21 protein-coding genes and 1 tRNA gene are annotated in these 22,259 nt (G+C 54.9%); 18 read left to right on the top strand and 4 right to left on the bottom strand.

Features of this window, described 5'->3' with window-relative positions; all coding sequences use genetic code 11:
* Positions 1–30 precede the first annotated feature (30 nt).
* Positions 31–462 carry an ACT domain-containing protein gene (locus WC891_01850; GenBank protein ID MFA5866698.1) on the top strand — a complete coding sequence of 144 codons (432 nt, stop codon included), beginning with the start codon at positions 31–33 and terminating at the stop codon, positions 460–462.
* A 65-nt stretch (positions 463–527) separates the two neighbouring features.
* Here WC891_01850 and WC891_01845 read toward each other — a convergent pair whose 3' ends face one another.
* Positions 528–1,289: a MerR family transcriptional regulator gene (locus tag WC891_01845; GenBank protein ID MFA5866697.1), complete on the bottom strand. Its 762-nt coding sequence runs from the start codon at positions 1,287–1,289 to the stop codon at positions 528–530.
* A 283-nt stretch (positions 1,290–1,572) separates the two neighbouring features.
* Between WC891_01845 and WC891_01840 the strand changes: the two genes are divergently transcribed.
* Positions 1,573–3,162, top strand: coding sequence for a GGDEF domain-containing protein (locus WC891_01840; GenBank protein ID MFA5866696.1), 1,590 nt, complete (start codon positions 1,573–1,575; stop codon positions 3,160–3,162).
* Here the strand turns inward: WC891_01840 and WC891_01835 are convergent.
* Together WC891_01835 and WC891_01830 are read right to left on the bottom strand one after the other, a co-directional pair.
* Positions 3,159–3,695, bottom strand: a complete 537-nt coding sequence (locus WC891_01835; protein ID MFA5866695.1) for an adenylyl-sulfate kinase — start codon at positions 3,693–3,695, stop codon at positions 3,159–3,161. The genes WC891_01840 and WC891_01835 overlap by 4 nt on opposite strands.
* Positions 3,692–4,792, bottom strand: a complete 1,101-nt coding sequence (locus tag WC891_01830; GenBank protein ID MFA5866694.1) for a phosphotransferase — start codon at positions 4,790–4,792, stop codon at positions 3,692–3,694. Before WC891_01830 ends, WC891_01835 begins: the two co-directional genes overlap by 4 nt.
* Positions 4,793–4,901: 109 nt before the next feature.
* On the opposite strand from WC891_01830, the gene WC891_01825 reads away from it, so the two are divergent.
* The 16 genes from WC891_01825 (at position 4,902) to WC891_01750 (ending at position 21,232) form a co-directional block, all read left to right on the top strand.
* Complete coding sequence (locus tag WC891_01825) at positions 4,902–6,035, top strand: site-2 protease family protein (GenBank protein MFA5866693.1); 1,134 nt, start codon at positions 4,902–4,904, stop codon at positions 6,033–6,035.
* On the top strand, positions 6,036–7,307 hold the full coding sequence (locus WC891_01820; GenBank protein ID MFA5866692.1) for a glycosyl transferase family 2: 1,272 nt from the start codon (positions 6,036–6,038) through the stop codon (positions 7,305–7,307). It begins immediately after the preceding gene.
* Position 7,308: 1 nt separating this feature from the next.
* A complete protein-coding gene (locus WC891_01815; GenBank protein ID MFA5866691.1) occupies positions 7,309–10,038 on the top strand; it encodes a UPF0182 family protein in 2,730 nt (909 codons plus the stop codon).
* A gap of 61 nt (positions 10,039–10,099) precedes the next feature.
* Positions 10,100–10,762, top strand: a complete 663-nt coding sequence (locus WC891_01810; protein ID MFA5866690.1) for a redox-sensing transcriptional repressor Rex — start codon at positions 10,100–10,102, stop codon at positions 10,760–10,762.
* Between the two features lie 62 nt (positions 10,763–10,824).
* Positions 10,825–11,439, top strand: coding sequence for a redoxin domain-containing protein (locus WC891_01805; GenBank protein MFA5866689.1), 615 nt, complete (start codon positions 10,825–10,827; stop codon positions 11,437–11,439).
* Positions 11,439–11,576: a hypothetical protein gene (locus WC891_01800; GenBank protein ID MFA5866688.1), complete on the top strand. Its 138-nt coding sequence runs from the start codon at positions 11,439–11,441 to the stop codon at positions 11,574–11,576. The genes WC891_01805 and WC891_01800 overlap by 1 nt, the downstream gene beginning before the upstream one ends.
* A 15-nt stretch (positions 11,577–11,591) precedes the next feature.
* Positions 11,592–11,834, top strand: coding sequence for a thioredoxin family protein (locus WC891_01795; protein MFA5866687.1), 243 nt, complete (start codon positions 11,592–11,594; stop codon positions 11,832–11,834).
* Positions 11,835–12,106: 272 nt separating this feature from the next.
* Positions 12,107–15,121, top strand: coding sequence for a formate dehydrogenase-N subunit alpha (gene fdnG / locus WC891_01790; protein MFA5866686.1), 3,015 nt, complete (start codon positions 12,107–12,109; stop codon positions 15,119–15,121).
* A gap of 1 nt (position 15,122) precedes the next feature.
* Positions 15,123–15,896 (top strand): 4Fe-4S dicluster domain-containing protein, encoded by a 774-nt coding sequence (locus WC891_01785; GenBank protein ID MFA5866685.1) that lies wholly within the window; start codon positions 15,123–15,125, stop codon positions 15,894–15,896.
* Between the two features lie 2 nt (positions 15,897–15,898).
* Entirely contained in the window at positions 15,899–16,570 is a 672-nt protein-coding gene (locus WC891_01780) for a cytochrome b/b6 domain-containing protein (GenBank protein ID MFA5866684.1), read from the top strand.
* A gap of 105 nt (positions 16,571–16,675) precedes the next feature.
* Positions 16,676–17,632 (top strand): formate dehydrogenase accessory protein FdhE, encoded by a 957-nt coding sequence (locus tag WC891_01775; protein ID MFA5866683.1) that lies wholly within the window; start codon positions 16,676–16,678, stop codon positions 17,630–17,632.
* A gap of 66 nt (positions 17,633–17,698) precedes the next feature.
* Positions 17,699–18,847 carry an aminotransferase class V-fold PLP-dependent enzyme gene (locus tag WC891_01770; GenBank protein MFA5866682.1) on the top strand — a complete coding sequence of 383 codons (1,149 nt, stop codon included), beginning with the start codon at positions 17,699–17,701 and terminating at the stop codon, positions 18,845–18,847.
* On the top strand, positions 18,837–19,058 hold the full coding sequence (locus tag WC891_01765; protein ID MFA5866681.1) for a DUF3343 domain-containing protein: 222 nt from the start codon (positions 18,837–18,839) through the stop codon (positions 19,056–19,058). Before WC891_01770 ends, WC891_01765 begins: the two co-directional genes overlap by 11 nt.
* 22 nt (positions 19,059–19,080) lie before the next feature.
* Positions 19,081–19,174 (top strand) — tRNA-Cys (locus tag WC891_01760).
* A gap of 46 nt (positions 19,175–19,220) precedes the next feature.
* Positions 19,221–20,501 (top strand): double-cubane-cluster-containing anaerobic reductase, encoded by a 1,281-nt coding sequence (locus WC891_01755; GenBank protein MFA5866680.1) that lies wholly within the window; start codon positions 19,221–19,223, stop codon positions 20,499–20,501.
* Positions 20,498–21,232, top strand: coding sequence for an acyl-CoA dehydratase activase (locus WC891_01750; protein ID MFA5866679.1), 735 nt, complete (start codon positions 20,498–20,500; stop codon positions 21,230–21,232). Before WC891_01755 ends, WC891_01750 begins: the two co-directional genes overlap by 4 nt.
* On the opposite strand, the gene WC891_01745 is transcribed toward WC891_01750, so the two are convergent.
* Positions 21,227–22,111: a selenium metabolism-associated LysR family transcriptional regulator gene (locus WC891_01745; GenBank protein ID MFA5866678.1), complete on the bottom strand. Its 885-nt coding sequence runs from the start codon at positions 22,109–22,111 to the stop codon at positions 21,227–21,229. The genes WC891_01750 and WC891_01745 overlap by 6 nt on opposite strands.
* Positions 22,112–22,259: the final 148 nt, after the last annotated feature.

Here is a 22,259-nt window from a genome sequence, read left to right as displayed (position 1 = left end):
GGGGGAGAGGATTAAGGTGAGGGGGCCAAAATGTCAGTCAAACAAATATCAGTATTCTTAGAAAACCGTTCGGGCAGGTTATATGAACTCTGCGACGAACTGGGCAAGGCCGGCATCAACATGAGGGCGCTGTCCATCGGCGAAGCCGCTGACTTCGGTATCGTTCGCATGATCGTTAACGACCCGGCCGCGGCCCGTAAAATGCTGGCCGACGCGGGTTTTACAGTCGCTGAAACCGACGTTCTGGCTGTCGAGATACCGGACGTTCCGGGCGGCCTGGCCAAAGTTCTCGGCGCTCTTAAAGACAAAGGGATCAACGTAGAATACGCTTACGCCTTCGTGGCGAGAAGCGGAGATAAAGCCATCGTCAGTATGCGCGTCGAGGATGTCGACGCGGCCGAATTCGCCTTAACCGCCGCCGGCTACACGCTTCTGGACGCAGCTCAACTTCAAAATCTATAATTGCCGGACTTTCCTAAGGGGATCAAGCCCTTAAGGTCGGGAGATAATTCTCCCGACCTTTCCTATTAGGCGCCCACGCTGTCTGCGTAGACGGCCATTGACTGTTTCATAAATTCAGCCAGGCCCGGTCTGATGTTTTCATAGACTTTCTTAAAACGCGGGTCGGCGACATACATCTTTCCTAAACCTTTAAAGATCTCCGCCGTGCAAGGGTAGAAGTACTTATCAATGTGTTTAAACCACCGCCCCGCCTGCTCTTGCGCCTCGCTGTCGCTCGGCGCTACCCCTGCCTCCATAACGTCGGCCAACCGCTGGTGAATTTCGGCGCTCTCGGCGCCGATCCTATCCCAGTCCGCCTTGGTGTATTTGGCGGTCCGGCGTTCGCTTTCCCGATAGGCCTCGGTACCGCCCCAGCGCCCCCGCGCTTCTTTCTTGTATTCTTCGATAGTCGCCTCGTCGAAGGCGCCAAACATCTCCTCGTTGCTCATTATTGAACCCCTTTCCATGGCATCTAGAGTTTTATCCACAGCTCCGATAAGTTTATTGATCCGTTGGTTCTTCTCCCGCAGGATTTGTTTATGCGTCAAGAGCGCATCTTGACGCTCGTAGCCGGGCTGGTCGAGAATCTCTTTTATCTCGCCTAACCCGAAACCCAGCTCTTTGAAAAAAAGAATCTCCTGCAAGCGGATCAAGTCCGCCTCGGAATACTGCCTATAGCCGGCCTGGCTGGCGGCGGCCGGCTTTAGCAAGCCGATTTCGTCGTAATGGTGCAACGTTCGGACGCTTACGCCGGCGATATCGGCGACTTCCTTGATTCTTTTCAACACGAGAATCCTCCTGTGGTCCAACTAATCAATTGTCCAATTAATAGGATAAACCCTAACGTAACGTCATAGTCAAGCAAAGCACTAATAATCCAATTAAATATAAACCAGCAGATAAAAGCGGATAGACTACAGGAAGATAAAATCAAACAACCAGATAATCCACTCCAGCGCTTTGGAGCGCTGGAGTGGTGCAACCGTCTATCATTGTCGAACCGTATATTAACGACAGAAGATGTGCTAATCTTTTCGCATAAGTAACGATGATTACAAGCTAGGTTGAACATTGGAAGACAGCAAGAAATCGAACACAAAAGCATACTTGACTTACGCAATCTGCTCATTAATAATTGCCGGCTATGCCGGCGCTTATTACTGGTTGGGATATCAGGGTCTGCCGGCTTCGACCCTCGCCGTCGTTAAGGCGGCGATGTACCTGGCGGTACCGGCGCTGGCCGCCTTCACGGCCTTTGTCGCCTGGATCTTCGCCGAACGGACTTATAAGCGGTCAATGTTTTTCTTGGCCGTCGCTACTGTACTTATGGTCTCCGGCGAAACCGTTTGGATAGCGCAGTCTTTGGCCAAGGCGGGAGCAGTCGCGGCCCGGACGGGTTTGGGCGATTATCTGATTTCCGGCGGCTACTTATTTTTATGGGCGCTTCTCCTTTCAATGGCTAGGTTTAAGAATCTGCGCTTCCAGACCAACTTGAGGCGCTTGGTCGACGTTTATCTATACCTGCTCTTCACGGCCCTCCTTGTGTGGAACATCAACTTCCGCTATGTGTTTCTAAAGATTAGTTCCTTTACCAATCTGGCGAACATAATAGTCGCCGTCGCCCCGATCCTAATTCTCGCGCTGGTCTTCGGCGTCGCCGCCAATACGGTCGGTTTTAAGCGCGGCCGCTGGCGCCCGTGGGACGTCTTAATCGCGCTCGGTGTAAGCTCATTGATCGCGGCCAGCGTAGGATTTACCTATCTCTCGGTTCGCGGCGCCTACTCGCCGGCGAATCCGGTGACCGCACTGCCCGATATCGGCTGGATGGCCGGTTACTTCATGTTTTTCCTGGCCGGAGCCTCATACCTTATGGCCGACGATAAATCTATCCATAAAGTCGATGAGGTGCGCGAACCAAGGCTCTTCAGCATGCCTCGCGAACTTCTCATCTACATTTCGATTCTCGGTTCGATTCTTTTGTTCTTGCCGCTGGCCTTCATGGATAATCCGGCCGCCTACGATAACTGGGTAATCCTGGTTTGCACCGTAATGCTCGTGCTGCTTGTTATCCTGCGAGCCTTCTTGTATGTGTCCTCGACCAACAAGCTCGTTTTAACCTCTCTAGTCGATTTGTTAACATGCGTAAACAACTACCAGTATCTTCAAACCAAACTGGATGCCGAACTGTCGCGTGCCATGCGATACAATGAGACTCTGTCGATCGCGTTGATCGATCTCTATAAATTCAGCGAGGTCAACAAGACACGCGGCCACGCCATGGGGGACGCCATCCTCAAGTCGTTCGCCAAGGTTTTACGTACTTACCTGCGTTTGCCGGACAGCGTCTGCCGCATCGGAGGCGACGAGTTTGCGATTATTCTGCCGCAGACGGGGTTGGACGGCGCGGAGACGGTATGCAACAGGATCAAGGAGACGCTGAAGGACAAGAATCATTCCGCGGTTTCCGTCTTTTTAAACGGCGTCAGCTGCGGTATCAGCTCCTACCCCGACCATGGCGAGGATCGGCAAACGCTGTTGGATAACGCGGAGATAGCGCTGAAATGGGCGGAGTCTCATGGCCGGGACCAGGTCGCGGTCTTTAACGCCAAGAAAATGGGCCAAATCGGGCAGAGCGGGGACGTTGCGGAAAACGGAAGTTAATCCTTGAACTCGTCCGGCCAGTGGATTTTCATCCAAGCCAGGATTTTCGCCGCTGATTCGTTCTGTTCCTCTTTGTGCCCCTCGACCGTAACCTCGGGATTCTTCGGCGGTTCATAGGTCGAGCCGAGGCCGGGCACGTTTTTCGCTTTGTCAATCTTCGCGTCGGCGTAGATATTTTTCGGATCGCGGTCGACGCAGACTTCCTGCGGACAATAAACGTAGACCTCGCAGAAACGGTCTATCGAGTCCCGGGCGGCGTCCCGGTAGCGATTCAGATTGCCGGTCGCGTCGAAGATGACGTTCACCCCGTTGTCGGCTAGTATCTTCCCCAAATACAACATAACGTTGTAGAACCATTCACGTTCTTCCGGGGAATAGGTCGGGTTAGGCGTCAGCACCTTGCGCAACTCGTCCGATTCCAACCGTTGGGCCGGAACGCCTTCCTGATCCAGCAAAGACTTTAGAGTCCGGGCCCGCCGCGATTTGCCGGAAGCCGGGGTGCCGGTGAGCCAGACGGCGAAACCCTGTCTCATGGTTTCTCCAGGTAAGGTCCAATATCGGCCGGGCTGAACTTGTCCGCGGCCAGCATGTTTAAGACGAAGTTGAATAATTTCTGACGGATTTCATCGGTCAGGTTCGGATACCAGACGGGTGAGGCGACCACCAGGCCGCGCCAGGCATAGAAGGGCTGGATGACCGTCATGACCTCGCCGTCGCCGCTATTCTCCAGATACTCGCGCCAGAATATCTCAAACAGCTCTTTGAACGGACCCTCGAAGGCGCCGCCTTGCTGCAGCGCGTAGAAAATGTAATTTATGCTCATCGCGGCCACGTCGTCGGCTGCTTCGCCGAATTCGCCGCGGCTTCTGTCAAGGACCATGAAGTCCGTCCCCGTGTCCTCCAGGAAGAGTACGTTCCAGGGGTGAAAATCTCCGTGTTCGACGCAAAGACGGCTGGCTCGGTCCCGCAGCCGCCAGCGCCAGTCAACGCACTTCATCTCGATATCGCGCAAGACGCCGGCGTAGGGGAAGGCCCAGTCCTCAGGGTAGCTGTCAATCAGGCCCATAATGCATTCGCCTTGTCCGACCAGGTCGCGGATCCGTCTGACATAGAGTTCGGGGGCGTCTTTCTTAACGGCGTGAATTTCTGTCAGGTATTTGCTCAAAGCCCGGCAGCGTTCACGGTCGTTATCGGTCAGCGCCCCGTCGCTCTTGATACGTTCCAGGTCCCGGAAATACTCTCTCCCCCCGGCATACTTGTCGAAGATGAAGAAGTTGTCGGCCGCGCCTATCGAAATAAGCTGCCCGTCCTTCGTAATCGCGCCGGTATCCATCAGCTCTATATGCCGCGGCAGTTTATTGAACGTCTCTCCCGCCAGCACGACGCCGTGAGCCCGGTCGGCCAAGAAATCGTGTCCGAAACCGCCGTCGGTTCGGGCGCTGCCCAGGACGGCTTTCTGGATCACACCGTTCAGCTCGTATTCAATTAACACAGGCTCGCCGTATCCGAAGCCCTTGAGCTCGTCGTTTTCTCCTGTAGACGGCATGCCGCCGACGGATATTAACTTAGAGCCGGGACCGACAACATAGCTCAGATACTTTTGGACTTCGTCGTGCTTTAATTCAGGCATAAGAATCCTTATCGTGTGATTCCGTCATTGCAAGACCCGTGAAGTTTACCCGCCGAGTTCTTTGGCGGGCAACCTCCGCTTCAACCTCTAACAATGATAACATTATCTCATGGTTAGCCAAGGTATCAGACTCGGTAGATTAATGGGCATCGAGATAAGGGTGTCTTTCAGCTGGTTCGTAATTTTCGGGCTGGTGACAGTCCTGCTGGCAACGGCGTACTTCCCCCAAGCTTATCCGAACCTCCCGCGTAACGAGTACCTGATTCTTGGTTTTGTCACTTCATTCTTGTTTTTCGTGTCGGTCCTCCTGCACGAGTTGTCGCATTCCGTCATCGCGCGTTTTAACCACATCAACATCAGGAGCATAACCCTGTTTATTTTTGGCGGCGTGGCTCACATGGACGAGGACCCCTCTACACCGGCAGCGGAGTTCTTGATGGCCGTAGCCGGACCTTTCGCGAGCATCATCTTATCAGGCTTATTCGCCGGCGCTTACCTGACGGCGGGGACGTTAAAGCTCGGGGTGCTCTTCACCGGCCCGTTATTGTACCTGGCTATCATCAACATCTACCTGGCAGTCTTCAATCTGATTCCCGGTTATCCCTTAGACGGCGGCCGCGTTTTGCGGGCCTTTCTCTGGGCGATTACCAAAGATATCCGCCGGGCCACGCGGATCGCCTCGTTAATGGGCCAGGCCTTTGCCATGCTGTTGATTTTCAGCGGGCTCTATATGATTTTTGTCGAGCGGGCGTTCTGGGTGAATGGTCTGTGGTTTATCTTCATCGGCATTTTCTTGCAGCAGGTGGCCGCCGCCGGTTACGAGGAAGTCGTGATGCATTTGACTCTTTCCGGGGTAAAGGTAAAAGACATAATGACTCCGGACGTCGTTACGGTCGGGGCGGCTACGATGGTGAACGACCTTGTAAATGACTACTTTATGCGTTATAAACACAGCAAGTTCCCGGTTGTCGAGGGCGGAGCGGTAATAGGCGTAGTAACCCTGCAGAGCATTCAAGACGTACCGCGGGACGAGTGGGACAGGACGCGGACCCGGGCAGTGACGCCGTCTTTTGATAAGCGAGCCGAGGTGCTGCCTGAGATGATGGCGGAGGAGGCCATCGCCCGGATGACCGACATCCATGTCGGCTATCTGCTCGTTATGGAGGACGGGGATATCAAAGGGATTCTGACTATGCGGGACCTGGCCGGCGCGATTCAGATGCGCCGCAATTTGGGGGTTTAGATGGACCATTCCAACTCCATTCTCACTAAATCAGTCCAGGAACAGCTGCACAAGATCAAGCGGGCCGATATCTTGATCGGTATTCCGAGCTACGGAGATTCGGAGACGATCAATCACGTCATTTCCACCGCCGGAGCAGGCATCGCCAGGTTTTATCCCGGGCTAAAGGGCGTGATTGTAAATTCTTACGGAGCCAGGCCGGGCGACCGTACCACCCACGAAGCGGCCCAGGCGGCGGTCGTTCCATTCGGCATAGACAAGATCGTCGCCCACTACACCGGCATTTCCGGCAAAGGCAGCGCTTTCAGGATGATTTTCGAGATTGCTGACCGGCTGGGCGCCCGCATCGTTATGACCTTGGACGCCGACCTGAAAAGTATCAAACCGACCTGGATAAAACTTCTGGCCGACCCGGTCTACAAGTTGAGCTACGGCTTCGTTACCCCATATTATCTGAGACACAAACACGATGGGACCATCACCAATAGCATCGTTTACCCGTTAACGCGCGCTTTATACGGCCGCCGTGTCCGTCAACCGATCGGCGGGGAGTTCTGTTTCAGCGGGGCGCTGGCCAAGATTTACGCGCACCAGCAGGTTTGGAGCACCGATATCGCGCGGTTCGGCATCGACGTCTGGATGACAACCACGGCGATTACAGAAGGTTTCCGGTTGGCGCAGGCCAGCATGGGGGTTAAACTGCACGACGACAAAGACCCGGCGAGCGACTTGGCGCCGATGTTTAAGCAAGTCACGGGGACGTGTTTTAAACTGATGGGCGAGAATGAGGTCAGGTGGAAGGCGATCACCGGCAGCAACCACATCTTCACCTATGGCGCGAAGAGGCGTTGGCGTGAGCCGCCCGGCAGGACGGAACGTCCGCGAAAGCTGGTCGAGCACTTCAAGGCTGGGTTTCGCACCCATCAGGCGTTCTTAAAACACTACTTGAGCCCGGCCAATTTCCAGGCGCTCACCAATATCGCCTCGGCCGGAGAGGACGTGTTCCACTTTCCCGAAGAGCTATGGGCCAGGGTCGTTTACGATTTCGCGGTCGCCTATAATTTCTCGGGCGAGGACCCCGAAATGGTGGTCGGTTTGCTGACGCCGGTTTATTACGGCCGGACGGCCTCTTTCATCCTGGAGGTCCAAGGCATGAGCGACATCATGGTCGAGTCGCTGATCGAAGGGCAGGCGCTGCTATACGAGGATAATAAGAGTTACCTTATTAAAAGATGGAACGAAGCGAAGAAACTAATGGAAAAGGGGACGTAACATGGATAAGTGGATACGGTGGATAGCCGGCGTCGTTATCATTTTCTTCTTAGTGTTCGGGACTATGTTGATGACATACTACACGGATTTTCTGTGGTTTAAAGAACTGGGCTACTCGGCTGTCTTCATCAAGGTGCTCATCACCAAGATTTCTCTAGGCCTGATATTCGGAGCCGCGTTTTTCGCGATATTCTATTCCAACGTTCTCTTGACCAGACGGCTTGCACCCAAGTTCCGCGTGTCGTATTTGACCGGGGTGATCCAGCTAAAAGGCGTGTTTCTAGAACAATATCTGAACCGGATCCTCTTGGCTATAGCCGCAGTTCTAAGTTTTATTGCCGCTTCAAGCGCCTCCGGAGTCTGGGAACGCTGGCTTCTGTTTCTTAACGCTACGCCCTTCGGCACCGTCGACCCGATTTTCGGCAACGACATCTCGTTCTACGTTTTCAAGTTACCTTTCTGGCAGTTTCTCTGGGGTTTCTTCTTCGCGGCGTTGGTTGTCAGCGCTATATTTGCCATGGCCGTTCACGTGTTGGACGGCGGTATAAGGGTGGTGCCGGGAGAGCAGAAGTTTGCCGACCACGTCAAAGCGCATATCTCGATTCTCGCGGCCGCGTTAAGCGTGATGCTGGCGCTTGGATTCAGGTTACTGCAGTACGGCTTGCTGTATTCCGACAGAGGCGTCGCCTTCGGCGCGAGCTACACCGATGTTCATGCCGAACTACCGGTGTTCTCAATAATGATTGTCGTGTCTCTGGTTACAGCCGCTTTGTTCCTGGTCAACATCCGGGTTAAAGGCTGGAAGCTGCCTTTGGCCGGTTTGGCGATCCTCGTCGTCTCGCTGGTCGTCTTCGCCGGCGTCTATCCCGCTTTCGTTCAGCAATACAGGGTGTCTCCGAACGAGATAGCGGTAGAGAATCCGTATATCAAACGGAATATTGAATTCACGAGAAAAGCGTACGGCCTGGAGAACGTGAAGAGCCGGCCTTATTCGGCAGACACCCCTATGACCGCGCAGCTGCTGGAAGAGAACAAAGCCACCGTCCAGAATATCCGCCTATGGGATTGGAGGCCTCTGACTAAGACCTTCAATCAGCTGCAGGCCATCCGGCTATACTACGATTTCGCCGACGTCGATATCGACCGCTATACATTGGACGGCGCCTACACGCAAACGACGCTCGCGGCGCGTGAGATGAACATCGACCAGCTGCCTGAGACGGCTAAGACCTGGGTCAATCAGCATATGGTTTATACGCACGGCTACGGGATCGTGATGAATCCGGTCAATAAGGTGACGGCCGAAGGATTGCCGGACCTGGTAGTCAAGGACATACCGCCGTCGTCAAAGGTTCTCAAGATCGACCGGCCGGAAATTTATTACGGGGAGAAGACCAACGACTATGTTTTGATCAATACGAATACCAACGAGTTCGACTACCCCAAAGGCGATAAAAACCAATACACGAAGTACAAGGGCACGGGCGGCGTGCCGGTCGGTTCCTTCTTTAATAAACTTATGTACGCGTGGCGGTTCGCGTCCCTAAAATTGCTGGTGTCGTCGACATTGACGGCGGACAGCAAGGTTCTATTCAACCGGAACATTACGACTCGCACGGATACCCTGGCGCCGTTCCTTTACTATGACAAAGACCCGTATATCGTGGCGGCGCCGGACGGCAAGGGCAAGAACCGTCTCTTCTGGATCTACGACGCCTATACGGTCTCCGACATGTATCCCTACTCGACGCCGTATTCGGACGGCGGGCGCTGGAACTACATCAGAAACTCGGTCAAAGTCGTCATCGACGCTTATAACGGCACGACGGATTTCTACATCGTGGACAAGAAGGACCCGGTCATCAAGACCTACGCCAAGATCTTCCCGACCTTGTTTAAAACGAAAGAGATGCCGGCAGCGCTTAAGAAACACTGGCGCTACCCCGAGAACCTCTTCAACGTCCAGGCCTACATGTATGCGACCTACCATATGCTCGATCCGCAAGTCTTCTACAACAAGGAGGATATGTGGCAGGTGGCCAAGGAGACTTTTCAGGGTGGAGCCCAGCAGATGGATCCTTATTACATGATTATGCGGCTGCCGGGAGACAAGCGCGAGGACTTCATGCTGATAACGCCGTTTACCCCGGCCAAGAAGAACAACATGGTCGCCTGGTTGTCGGCCAACTGCGACAGTCCGACCTACGGAGAACTGGTCGTCTATAAATTCAGCAAGGACAAGCTGGTGTTCGGGCCGATGCAGATTGAAGCCCGCATCAATCAGGACCCGGCCATCTCCCAGTTTCTGACCTTGGTCAGCCAGCGCGGTTCCACCATATCCAAAGGGCCGCTGCTTGTTATTCCGTTGGCCGGGTCTCTGCTTTATGTTCAGCCTCTGTATATCCAAGCGGAACAGGGTGAATTGCCGGAACTCAAACGGGTTTTTGTCTCCTATAGCGACAAGGTTGTCATGGAGGCGTCGTTGCCCGACGCGCTGGCCAGATTATTCGGCGCGCCCACCGGGACGCAGGTCGAATCGCCTGCGGCCGGGGCTGCTACTGGCGCGGCGGCGACCGCCTCACCTCAGGTGAAGGCTTTAATCGCCGAAGCGCTGGATCATTATAACCGGGCGATCGAGGCGCAGAAGGCCGGCGATTGGACGACTTACGGAACCGAGTTGCAAGCCTTACGGGGCACATTGATCCAGCTCCAGCAGGCGCAGAATCAATAAACTACTGAAACGCCCTAAATTTGTTCGCAATTGATTGTAATTATGGTTACAATGACATAGTATGACAGAAACTGGAAGGAGGCAGGTCTTGGAACGCACCCGAGTACCCGAGGGCGTAATACAACGGTTATCGACATACTTACGGTGTCTAACCAGTTTCAAGCGTGACGGCCTAACTGTCGTATCTTCCCAAAAGTTGAGCATGTCAGCTAGGGTAAACCCCGCCCAGATCCGCCGCGACCTGTCGTATTTCGGTTCATTCGGAAGACGGGGCTTAGGCTACGATATAGATGGTCTGATCAACGTAATCTCGGATATTCTTGGCGTCAAGCACATCAACGATATCGCGTTGGTAGGCGTTGGTATGCTGGGCCGTGCCATCTTGGGATATTCCGGCTTGAAAGAGCAAGGTTTCCGCATTGCCTACGCGTTTGACAACGACCGCTCCAAGATCGGTAAGACCATCGGCGGGGTCAAGATCCAGGGTATCGGCGACATCAAACCGACAATCGAGAAAAACAGAGTCTCAATCGGTATCATCTCCGTGCCTGGTGAGGCCGCCCAGGTCATCGCCGACATTCTTGTGGAAAGCGGCGTCCAGATAATCCTGAATTACACCCCGACGCCGGTTGCCGTGCCCGAAGACATCCAGTTGCATACCTCTGACCCAGCCAGAGAACTTCTCCACACCCTTTACTACATCACGAGAGTCACCAAGAAATAACGATGATTTGACAACAACTTACCCTTAGGTGTAATTTTTAGGCGAAGTCAAAATACCCGGCGTTGGTAAATAGGGGGGAGTTTTTGCGTCGTCTTAAGCGGACAAGCTTAATTTTGCTCGCCATTGTCCTTATCATAAGCGGCATTTCCTGTACCGGTAACGGTAGCACCCAAGAAACAACCTCCCAAGACAAAACTAAAATATCCGGTTCCGTTAAAGTCGGAGATGTTGCCCCCGATTTTGAAATGCGCAACCAGGCGCAATTAAAGGTATCCCTCTCCGAATTCAAGGGAAAAAAGAACGTCGTCGTGGTGTTTTACCCCGCTGATTTTACGCCCGTCTGAACGGGCGAGCTGTCCCTGTACCGCGATGACTACACGCGGATACAAGGGATGAACACCGAGGTCCTCGGTGTAAGCGCGGACAACTGGCCTTGCCATGCGGAGTTCAGTAAGCAGTTAAAGCTTCCGTTCGATTTGCTGTCCGACTGGAAACGAGACGTTAGTCCGATGTATGGCGCGTGGGATGAAACCGAACTAACCTCGACGCGCAAGAGTTTTCTAATAGACAAGACCGGCAAGGTCGTGTTTACGCAGGAAGCCGAGTTAACCAAACCCCGCGACCACGCGGCGATGATGAAAGCTATCGAGGATCTTGCTAAGAAAGGCGGCGGCTAATGTCGCTTAGGCGACCGGCTCTTAAGAGTCTGCTATTAATAATGTGCTGCCTGGCACTATTCGGCCTGGCGGCTGGAGGTTGTGCCAAGAAGGGCAGCACCGGCCTCACTTTCTATGAATTCTTCGATCCGACCTGACCGCGATGTATCAATATGAAGCCCATCGTGAATGAGGCTCAGTCAAAATACTCCGACAAAATCACCTTCGAACTGTACGACATTACCAACGGCAAGAACGACGCCATAGCGACCAAGTACAAGGTTTATCTAACGCCGACTTTCGTCATCATTGACAGCGATCAAAAAGAAATCGACCGGTTGATCGGCGAAGTGCCGAAGGCCACTCTAGAAAAATTCATCACAGGCAATATCGAGAAACACGGGAAGTCCAACTAAATAGACGAAACGTTTCTCCGACTTTAGTCAGTCCCTCGCGGACGGCTAGAGCGATCCCCGGCATGATTGTCGGGGTCAGGGTAACGGGAGCGATCCCGGTGCCTCCCTCGATTAGGAAAGGAGGACGCGCGCCTGTCGGCGCACGTGTCTTTCCTAAGGAGGAGGTGGTACCGGGATTTTTGCTACAAGAGCTAAAACAATGACGGATCAAGAGATGTTAGGAGAGGGGTGAGACAAGCTTGGCAACAAAACTGACTAGACGAGAATTTCTAATGGTAACGGCCGCCGGCGCAACAACGGCCGCGCTGACCAATCTCGGATTCGATATGTCGGCGCTCGCGAAAGTCGCGACGACGCTAAGGATCGCCGAGGCCAAAGAAAACTTCACCGTCTGCTGCTTCTGTTCGGTCGGTTGCGGCGCTATCGTGCACACCAAGGAAGGCAAGATGCTGAACCTTGAAGGCGATCCCGCCAACCCGATTAACGAAGGAACGTTGTGTTCCAAGGGACAATCCATGTACCAGCTGGCCAACAACAAGAAACGCATCACCAAGGTCATGTACCGTGCGGCCGGCGCTACGGAGTGGCAGACCAGGGACTGGAATTGGGCCCTTAAAGAAATCGCCAAGAAGGTCAAGGCGACCCGGGACGCGTCGTTTAAAGAAAAAGACGAGGCGGGCATCACGGTCAACCGGACCGAGGCTCTGGCGCAACTAGGCGGCGCCGCGCACGACAACGAGGAGTGCTATCTGCTCTCTAAGCTTGGCCGGGCGTTGGGAATCGTCTACCTGGAACACCAGGCTCGTATATGACACTCACCAAGCGTGGCCAGTTTAGGCCCGACGTTTGGCAGAGGCGCCATGACCAACAGCTGGAACGACCTCCAGAACGCAGATGTTTACATGGTCTGCGGCGGTAATCCGGCTGAGAATCACCCCATTTCCTTTAAATGGATGACCAAGGGTATGAGCAACGGCGCCAAGTTGATCGTCGTCGACCCACGGTTTACAAGAACGGCTTCGCGAGCGGACGTGTTCGCCCATCTTCGGCCGGGCACCGACATCGCGTTCTTCGGCGGCATGATCAACTACATACTCAGCAACAACCTCTGGTTTGACGAGTACGTTAAGCAGTACACCAACGCTTCGTATCTCATCAATCCGAACTATTCATTCAAAGACGGTATGTTCAGCGGGTACGACGAGAAAGAGAAGAAATACAAGTTCGACACCTGGACATACCAGACGGACGCCGCGGGCGCGACGCTAAAGGATCCGACGCTGCAGAATCCGCAGTGTGTGTTCCAGTTGATGAAGACCCATTACTCGCGCTATACGCCGGACATCATCGCTAAGACCTGCGGTATGCCGAAGGCCGAGTTCGAAGAGATCTGCAAGCTCTACGCTTCGACCGGCAAACCGGACAAGGCGGGTACGCTCCTGTACGCGATGGGTCTGACGCAACACACGACCGGCGTCAACAACATCAGGGCGTTCGCCATCATCCAGTGTCTCCTGGGCAACATGGGTATCGCCGGCGGCGGGATCAACGCGATGCGCGGCGAGAGCAACGTCCAGGGCTCGACCGACTTTGGCCTGCTGGCAGGCACGCTGCCTGGTTACAACAACCTGCCGAACGCGGCGACCACGCCGACTTTGGCCAAGTACAAAGAGGTCGAGGTCACCAAGACAGGCTTTACGCAGAACCGTGCCAAGTGGGTTATTAGCATGCTCAAGTCCTGGTGGGGCGACGCGGCGGCGGCGGGCAACGACTTCCGGTATGACTGGCTGCCGAAGAACGGAGCCGGTTTCCAGAAGAAAGGTTACACTTGGACCGCGCTCTTCGAAGCCATGTACGCGGGTGAGATTAAAGGCTTGATGTGCTGGGGTCAGAACCCGGCTATCTCCGGTCCTAACAGCAATCTAGAGGCTAAAGCTCTCGAGAAGCTGGACTGGCTGATGGTCGCTGACCTCTGGGAAACAGAAACGGCGGCTTTCTGGAAGCGTCCGGGCGCTACACCGGCCAATATCAAGACCGAGGTCTTCCTATTGCCGGTGGTAGGTTCGTACGAGAAGGAAGGCAGCATTGCCAACTCCAGCCGTTTGATTCAGTGGCGGTATAAAGCCACCCAGGGTCCCGGCGAGGCGGAGGACGATCTGCAGATTCTGAATCAGCTAGGCAAGGAAATTCAGGCTCTGTATAAGGCCGACGCCAAAGCGAAGTTCCCGGATCCCATCGTCAACCTGACGTGGAACTACGGCGACAAGATCGACCCGAACGAAGTCGCCAAGGAGATCAACGGCTACACCATAGCGGACAAAAAGCCGATGGTTAGTTTCGCCGCTCTGACCGACACCGGGACGACCGCCTGTGGTTGCTGGATTTATTCCGGCTACTTCAACAACGCGGATATCGCCAAAGCTCCGTGTAAGAGACGCGATAACACGACGGACACGACCGGACTTGGAATCTTCAAAGACTGGGCGTTCAGCTGGCCGGTCAACCGCCGGATCATCTACAATAGAGCGTCCTGCAACGCGGCCGGAACGCCGTGGAATCCGAAGAGGGTTCTGGTGGCCTGGGACGGCGCGAAGTGGATAACCAACGACGTGCCCGACTTCGCCGCGGTAGCTGGTACGCCTCCGGCACCGAACACTCCGGACAAGACGGCCGCCGCGCCGTTCATTATGAACGCTGAAGGCGTTGCTAAGATATTCGTACCGAAGGGCGGCGTCAAGGACGGCCCATTCCCCGAGCACTACGAACCCATAGAATCGGTCATCAAGAATCCGCTGTCGAAGACGCAGAACAACCCAGGGGCGATCATTTGGGGCGCTGACGCGGATAAGCTGACCAAGTTCGGAGATAAGGTGTGTCCGATTATTGCCACCACCTACAGGGTGACGGAGCACTGGCAGACCGGTTCCATGACGCGCCAACTACCCTGGTTGGCCGAAATGCAGCCGGAGATGTTCGTCGAGATCAGCCCGGTTCTGGCTGAAAAGAAAGGCATCACGAACGGCGAGTGGGTCAAGGTGGCGTCGGCCCGCGGCGAGGTCATGTGCCGCGCCATCGTTACCGAGCGCCTGAAAGGTTTTGCCCTCTGCGAGGGTGAACCCGAGCTCGCGGGGATGCCGTTCCACTACGGCTATATGGGCCTGATTACCGGCGGTCCGGACAAGGACAAGAGCTACGGCGCCAACCAGCTTTCACCGCACGTCGCCGAGCCGAACACGGGTATGCCCGAATACAAGGCGTTCCTGGTTGACGTAAGGAAGGTGACGTAAAATGGCGAAAGCAATGCTTCTCGATTTCAACCTCTGCATTGGCTGCCGCGCTTGTCAGGTGGCCTGCAAGGAATGGAACCAGAACGAGGGTGAAGTAACCGAGAACACCGGCACCTTCGAGAATCCGCCGGATCTTTCGTCCAAGACCTGGACGAAGATCAAGTTCATCGAGACAGGCAAGAATCCTGATAACCAGTGGTTCTTCCGGCGCATGATATGCCAGCACTGTACGAACGCCGCTTGTCAGAATGTCTGTCCGCCTAAGGCGATCTCGCACATGGAAACAACCGCGGTCGTCATCGACCAGGATAAGTGCACAGGCTGCAAGTATTGCATCTCGGCTTGTCCGTTTAGCATACCGCGTTACGACGCGGGCTCTAATACGGCCAAGAAGTGCACCCTGTGCATCGACCGGATTTCCAACGGCTTGATCCCGGCCTGCGCCAAAGTCTGCGCGCCGGGCGCCGTTAGATTCGGCGAGCGCGAAGTCATGTTGCGCGCCGGTCAGAACCGGGTTGAAGCCCTGAAGAAGGAAGGCCACGCCAATGCCATGTTGTACGGCGAGACGGCGCTGGGCGGCCTAGGGGTTATGACGGTCATGACCGAAGCGCCGGATGTCTATGGCTTGCCGACGGATCCGGCAATCCCGCTGTCGGTCGGACTCTGGCAGGATTGGCTGAAACCGCTGACCATTATCGCGGGCGTCGGCGGCCTGGCGGCCGCCGTTATTAGCCGCATCGGTTCGATCGGCTACAAGCACGGGGAGGATGAGTAGAGATGGTAAAAATGCCCGTTTTTAAAGACGGCCAGGTTCTGAGATTCTCGCTGGCCGCGAGGATCCTGCATACTGTCCATCTCTTCGCTTTTCTCACACTGACTTACACCGGGTTGTCGAGGATGTTTCCGGCGTTGCATGTTCTCGTCGGCAACAATCTGGTGCTTGAACAGACCATCCATCACATCGCGGCGGTCTTGTTCATCGCTATCCCGGCTGTGGAGATTGTCTTGTTCCCGAAGGGCGCCATCGAGTTTTTGAAGGAGCTCTTCTCATGGGACAAGGACGACACCAAGTGGATGATTAAATTCCTGCCCTGGCTTATAAGGCCGCAGGCGGTCAAATTGCCGCCGCAGGGTAAGGAAAAAGCCGGTCAGAAATTCAGCGCCTGGATTATCCTCGCGTTCAGCATCACGATCGCGATTTCAGGCGTTCTGATGTGGGCCGGACAGACGGTCAGCCCGGCAATAACCAGATGGGCTGTCGTCGTCCACGATCTGAGCTTTGTCATACTACTGTTCTTTATCATCATGCACGCCTATATGGGCCTGCTCTTCCCGCCGACCATGAAAGGCATCACCTCAATGATCACCGGTTATGTGCCGGAATCAGAGGCGAAGCACGGCTGGCGCAAGTGGTATGACGAAGTGAAGAAGGAGGCAGGACAAGCGTAAGGAACGCGGTCGCTCAATAACCGACGGATGAGCCCGGGCATGTTATAATCTTATGACTGTCCGGGCTTTCCGTTGGCCAAAACGCATTTCGGGAGGACGAATATCTTGGAACTAAATCAGAAACCGTGGACGATCGACCATATCAGACAAGAGATGGATTTCTACAAGACCGGCCGGCCCGATCTAGCCGACTTGATGGATCTATATGAGCAGCTGTTCGCGATAGAGGCGGAGTATTTGCCGAAAATCGAGATGGACGTCGATTTCCTGGACGATGAAGATATTCCGGCCAAGATTCAAGCGGGAGAGGTTTTGATGGACGCCGGCAAACTGAAGGTCGACGCCGGGCTGTTCAAGGAGATTTTGGAAAGTATGGCGGCGGTTATCGTCGAGACCAATCCGGACTTCGAGGAGCCGCTGGAGCGGTTGATTGACTATCCCGACCTAAATGTCGACACGGCCGGGGAAAATCCTCTCTTCATTAAGAACCTTCTTAAGTTTAACACCCAGTATTTTACCAAGGTGGCGGAGCTGATCGATCTTAATAGCGATGTAATGTTCTTTCTTATTTATCACGCGATCAGTCCCTTTATGGAGAAAGCCTCTTATCCATTCCGCGATAAAATAAATTACCAGCAGTGGCAAAAGACGTTTTGCCCTGTCTGCGGACGGAAGCCGGGCATGGCCTTTATTCGCGCCGACGACGGTCAGAATGTATTACAGTGCCAGGTTTGCCGCACCCAATGGGTTTATCCCCGCGCGACCTGTTTGGTCTGCGGGAACTTCAACAACGACACCTATAAGTACATATATGACGAGGCCGACGCGGCTCATAGGGTCTACGTCTGCGACAGCTGTAAGAAATACACCAAGTCAACCGATTGCCGGGCGTATGACCGGGACGTCGATCTGGAGGTTGAGGATCTGGCCACCCTGGTGTTGGATTACGTAGCCAAACAACGCGGCTATGAACCGGGCGGACGGGTCACCTTCGCGGTGAAACTGGAAATGCCGGAAGGTGACAACGAACCTGAGATGCCGGAAGAAATCACGGTCGACTGAACCCCGGAAATACTCAGATAAATAAGCTTGCTTTATAACTCATATTAGATATACTTATAGATAGCTATGGCTATCTATTTTGACAACGCCGCGACAACTTTTCCGAAACCCCCCGGGATGTCGGCCGCAATGGCCGGCTTCCAGGACACCGCTGCCGCCAATCCCGGCCGGTCGGGCCATCATATGTCAGTTGAGGCGGGACGGGTTTTATATGACGCCCGCGATCGTCTGGCTTCGCTTTTAGGTATTGCCGACCCTCTCGACATCGCTTTCACCTTAAACGCCACCATGGCCCTGAACATCGCGCTGCGCGGCTACTTGAAATCCGGCGATCACGTCGTGACTACCTCTATGGAGCATAACTCGGTCGCGCGGCCGTTGCGCTGGGCCGAATCGATGGGTGTAGGTCTTTCCGTCGTCCCGGCGGATCCCAAGACTGGGGAGGTCGATCCCGCCGATATCATAAAGGCGATAAATCCGTCTACCACGATGGTCGCTATGACGCATGCCTCAAACGTTACGGGGACGATCATGCCCGTCGCGGAAGTCGGCGCGGCAACGCGCAAACGCGGTGTCGCCTTGCTTGTCGACGCGGCCCAAACGGCGGGGGCGATTCCCATCGACGTCGAAGCGATGAGCCTGGATCTGCTGGCGTATACGGGGCATAAATCCCTCTTCGGACCCATGGGAACGGGTGGATTGTATGTCCGGCCGGGGCTTGAGCTATCGCCGCTATTGCGCGGCGGCACGGGCAGCCGCTCCGAAGAAGACACGCAGCCCGACTTCATGCCCGACCGGCTGGAAAGCGGGACGCCGAATACGGTCGGCGCCGCCGGCCTGACCGCCGGCCTTCAGTTTATTGCCACGACCGGGCTGGCCGAAATAGAACGACATAAAAAGGCTTTGGCGGGGCGTTTTTTAGACGGCCTCGCGGGCATCAAAGACGTAGCTGTCTACGGTCAGCCGGCTGACGCGGCTCGCCTGCCGGTCGTCGCGTTTAACATCGTCGGGTTCGAGTGTTCGAAAGTCGCCGACCGGCTGGACAAAGACTACGGTATCCTGGTCCGGGCCGGCCTCCAGTGCTCGCCGTGGGCGCATCAGACAATCGATACCTATCCGGCCGGGGCGGTCCGGTTCAGCTTTGGATATTTCAATACCCTTGACGAGATCGACGCGGCGATAGCCGCCATAAAGGAGATTGCCGGTGCCGGCTAGGATAGTCACTTTCAAATCAGTTCACCAGGCGCTTAAAGCGGAAAAAGTCGTCCGCGCCGCCGGTCTTAAGGCCGACGCCATCAGCGTACCGAGGCACCTAAGCAGCGATTGCGGCATAGCGCTAAAGATCGACGACTCAATCGAAGAGTCAGTCATAAACATAATGTGCGATAACGGAATCAACTTTAGAGGGATATATCCAGATTCTTAAACAATAGAGCACGGAAGTAAGCGAGGGCGCCGGTCCAGGGGACCCTGTGGGCTGCAAACCCATTAGCTGCATGCGAAATCAGGCGGGGTGAGTTCGATTCTCACGCGCCCTCTCCATATAAAGAAGCGAGTCCCAACAATAGTACCTAAAAAGGAGAAGAAGATGCCTGACAATTGCGAGATGTGGGAACGCATCGGTCTTAACATGGAGGGGCACGACCAGCTTATGCAGGTCATTCCGCCGCTGGTGCAGGAAACGTTCCTGAAACAGGAGAACCGTCCGGAGAAGATGGATTATTTCGATTTCGTCTTAAGCGACATTCACGGGATCCGGGTGCACGAGCTTCAGGAGATTAAGAAGAATGGGGGGAAAGTTATCGGGACTTTCTGCGTTTATGTGCCGGAGGAGATAATCCTAGCGGCCGGCGGAACGTGCATCGGTCTATGCACGGGCGCGGATGTTGCGGCCGGCGAGGCGGAGAAGGTGCTGCCCCGCAATATCTGCCCGCTTATCAAGTCTTCCATTGGCTTTAAAATGGCAAAAATCTGCCCGTATTTCGAGTCGACAGACCTGATTATCGGGGAGACGACTTGCGACGGTAAGCAAAAGGCGTGGGAGATTCTGGCTACTATGACGCCAACCTACGTCATGGAATTGCCGTCAATGAAGAGGGACACCAGTCGAAAGCTCTGGCAGGAAGAGGTCAAGGCTTTTAAGAACGAAGTCGAGAAGACAACCGGCAAGACCGGCAGCGATTCGGACCTGAAAGCGGCCACCGCCAAGGTCAACGGTAAGCGGAGGGCGCTTCTGCGTCTTAGCGACGCTCGCAAGGCCGACCCCGCGCCGATCAGCGGCAAAGACGCCCTTTTGATCGAGCAGATTGCCTTCTACGACGACGTCGACCGGTTTACGGCGAAGACGAACGAGATTGCCGAAGAACTGGAAGGACGCGTCGCTCGCGGCGACGGCGTTTTCCCGGCGGGAACGCCTCGTTTGATGATATCAGGCACCCCGATGACCGTCCCCAACTGGAAAATACCTCATATCATCGAGACCAGCGGAGGCTCCGTCGTAGTCGAGGAATCGTGCACCGGGCAGCGGTATTTCCGGGAGCTGGTGGACGAATCAAACAGCGATACAATGACGGCTATTGCCGACCGGTATTTCGCGACCGATTGCGCGTGTTTCAGCCCGAATGACGAACGGATAGACAATATTCTCAAGCTGGCCAAAGAGTATAATGTGGACGGAGTCGTTTACACGTCGCTTATGTTCTGCGACCCATACGCCGTCGAGTACATAAAGGTCAAGGACGCTCTGGATAAAGCCGGAATCCCGGTCCTTAAGATCGAGACCGACTACGGCATGGAAGATGCCGGTCAGATCAGGACGCGCGTCGAGGCCTTTCTTGAACAAGTGAAGGAGAAAACGCCGGTCAGTTGATAAAAGCAGGACTGGATATAGGTTCGCGGACGATCGCTCTCATCGAGATGGACGAGCGCGGTATCGTCTCCGCGGACGTGCAAGACACAACGTATGATCCGGCCGCTGAATGCCGCCGGCTGATCGCGGACAGGGATTTCGCTTCTTTGACCGCGACCGGTTACGGGCGTCATTTGGCGGCCGATCTTTTCGGCGCCAAGGTTATAACCGAGATAAAGGCTTTCGCTGTCGGCGCGAGGCATGTAAACACTGATTGCAGGGCGATACTTGATATTGGCGGGCAGGATGTTAAGGTTATCGCTTTGGACGCGATCGGACGCGTCGCCGATTTTGAGATGAACGACCGATGCGCCGCCGGCACCGGCAAATTCCTGGAGGTTATGGCGACGGCCCTCGGGTATCCCTTGCCTGAATTCGGCGAGGCCGCGCTGACGGCTTCATCCCCGGTTAAAATCAACAGCACCTGCACTGTCTTCGCGGAATCCGAGGTGGTTTCACTTATCGCCAGAGGCGAGCCGCGGAACAACATCGCGCTAGGTCTTCATGAAGCCGTTGCCGACCGGGTTATCGCCATGTTGAACCGGGTGAAGGTTGACGGGGCGTTGTTTTTTGCGGGCGGTGTCGCGCGTAACGCGGCGATGCGGGAGATCCTTGCCCAGAGGTTGGGCGTGGACGTGTATGTGCCTGAGAATCCTCAGATTATCGGCGCCCTAGGCGCGGCCCTGTCATAGCAGGGAAAGAAAGGCCCGTCTAAGAGGCGTTTCCGGACGGGAACTGTCGTAAACCGCGTACAAATCCCGTTTCAGGTTTAGGTCAGAGACCGTCAAAACGGCGACGCCGCCCAGTCTGGCGGCTTTCTTGGCTGGCCAGGAGGAAAGCACCGCGATGCCCAGGTTCGCCTCAACGGCCGATATAACCGCTTGATTGCTGTCTAGCTCCATGGAGATCTTTATGTCGTTGGGTTTTAAACCGGCGTCTTTTAAAGACCGCTCAAACGTCTTTCGGGTTCCGCTGCCCGGTTCGCGCATAATAAAAGTCTGGTCGAGAACGGCTTTGATCGGGGCCGATTTCCTTCCCGCCAGGGCGTGGGAAGCCGGGACCATAAGAACCAGGTTGTCCTCCGCCAGAACCATGGTCTTAAGACCTTTAACGGATTTATCGGGGAGGGCGCCGGTGAAACCGACGTCGGCGGCCCTAGCCAGGACTTGCCGAACAACTTCGCCGCTGTCGCTTATGTTTAAGGTTACGTCGATCTTTGGATATTTCTCTTTGAAGACGCCGATCAAGCCGGGCACGATGTATTCGCCGGGTATGGTGCTGGCCTCCAAGACCAGGTGGCCGGTAACCATATCACGGGCTGTGTTGACGGATAGAACAAGTTCTTCGTAGTTCTTAACGATCCGGCCCGCCGCGATGAGGACGGTTTCACCGGCCGCGGTAAGCGCCAGTCCGGCGCCTCGCCGCTCCAGTAACACCGCGCCAAGCTCCTTTTCCAGAGCTTGAACCTGGAAGCTGACGGCGGGTTGCGAAAGACCGAGTAAACGAGCGGCGGCCGAGAAGCTTCTGGCTTCGACGACGGTGATAAAGGTATTCAGGTAACTTATATTCATATTTACCTCTCCTTATAGGTAGGATAACATAATAAAGCAAGAAGTGATGATAGTGAGGAAAGTGATAGCAGTGATAGATAATCACCAATATCACTATAATCACTTCCACCACTAGGGAGATTTAACTCCAAAGCGTTAAGGAGGGTTG

This window comes from Actinomycetota bacterium (assembly GCA_041658625.1).
GTDB lineage: Bacteria > Actinomycetota > JAHEXW01 > JAHEXW01 > JAHEXW01 > JBAZZW01.
This window is presented reverse-complemented; position numbering and strand designations above follow the sequence as displayed.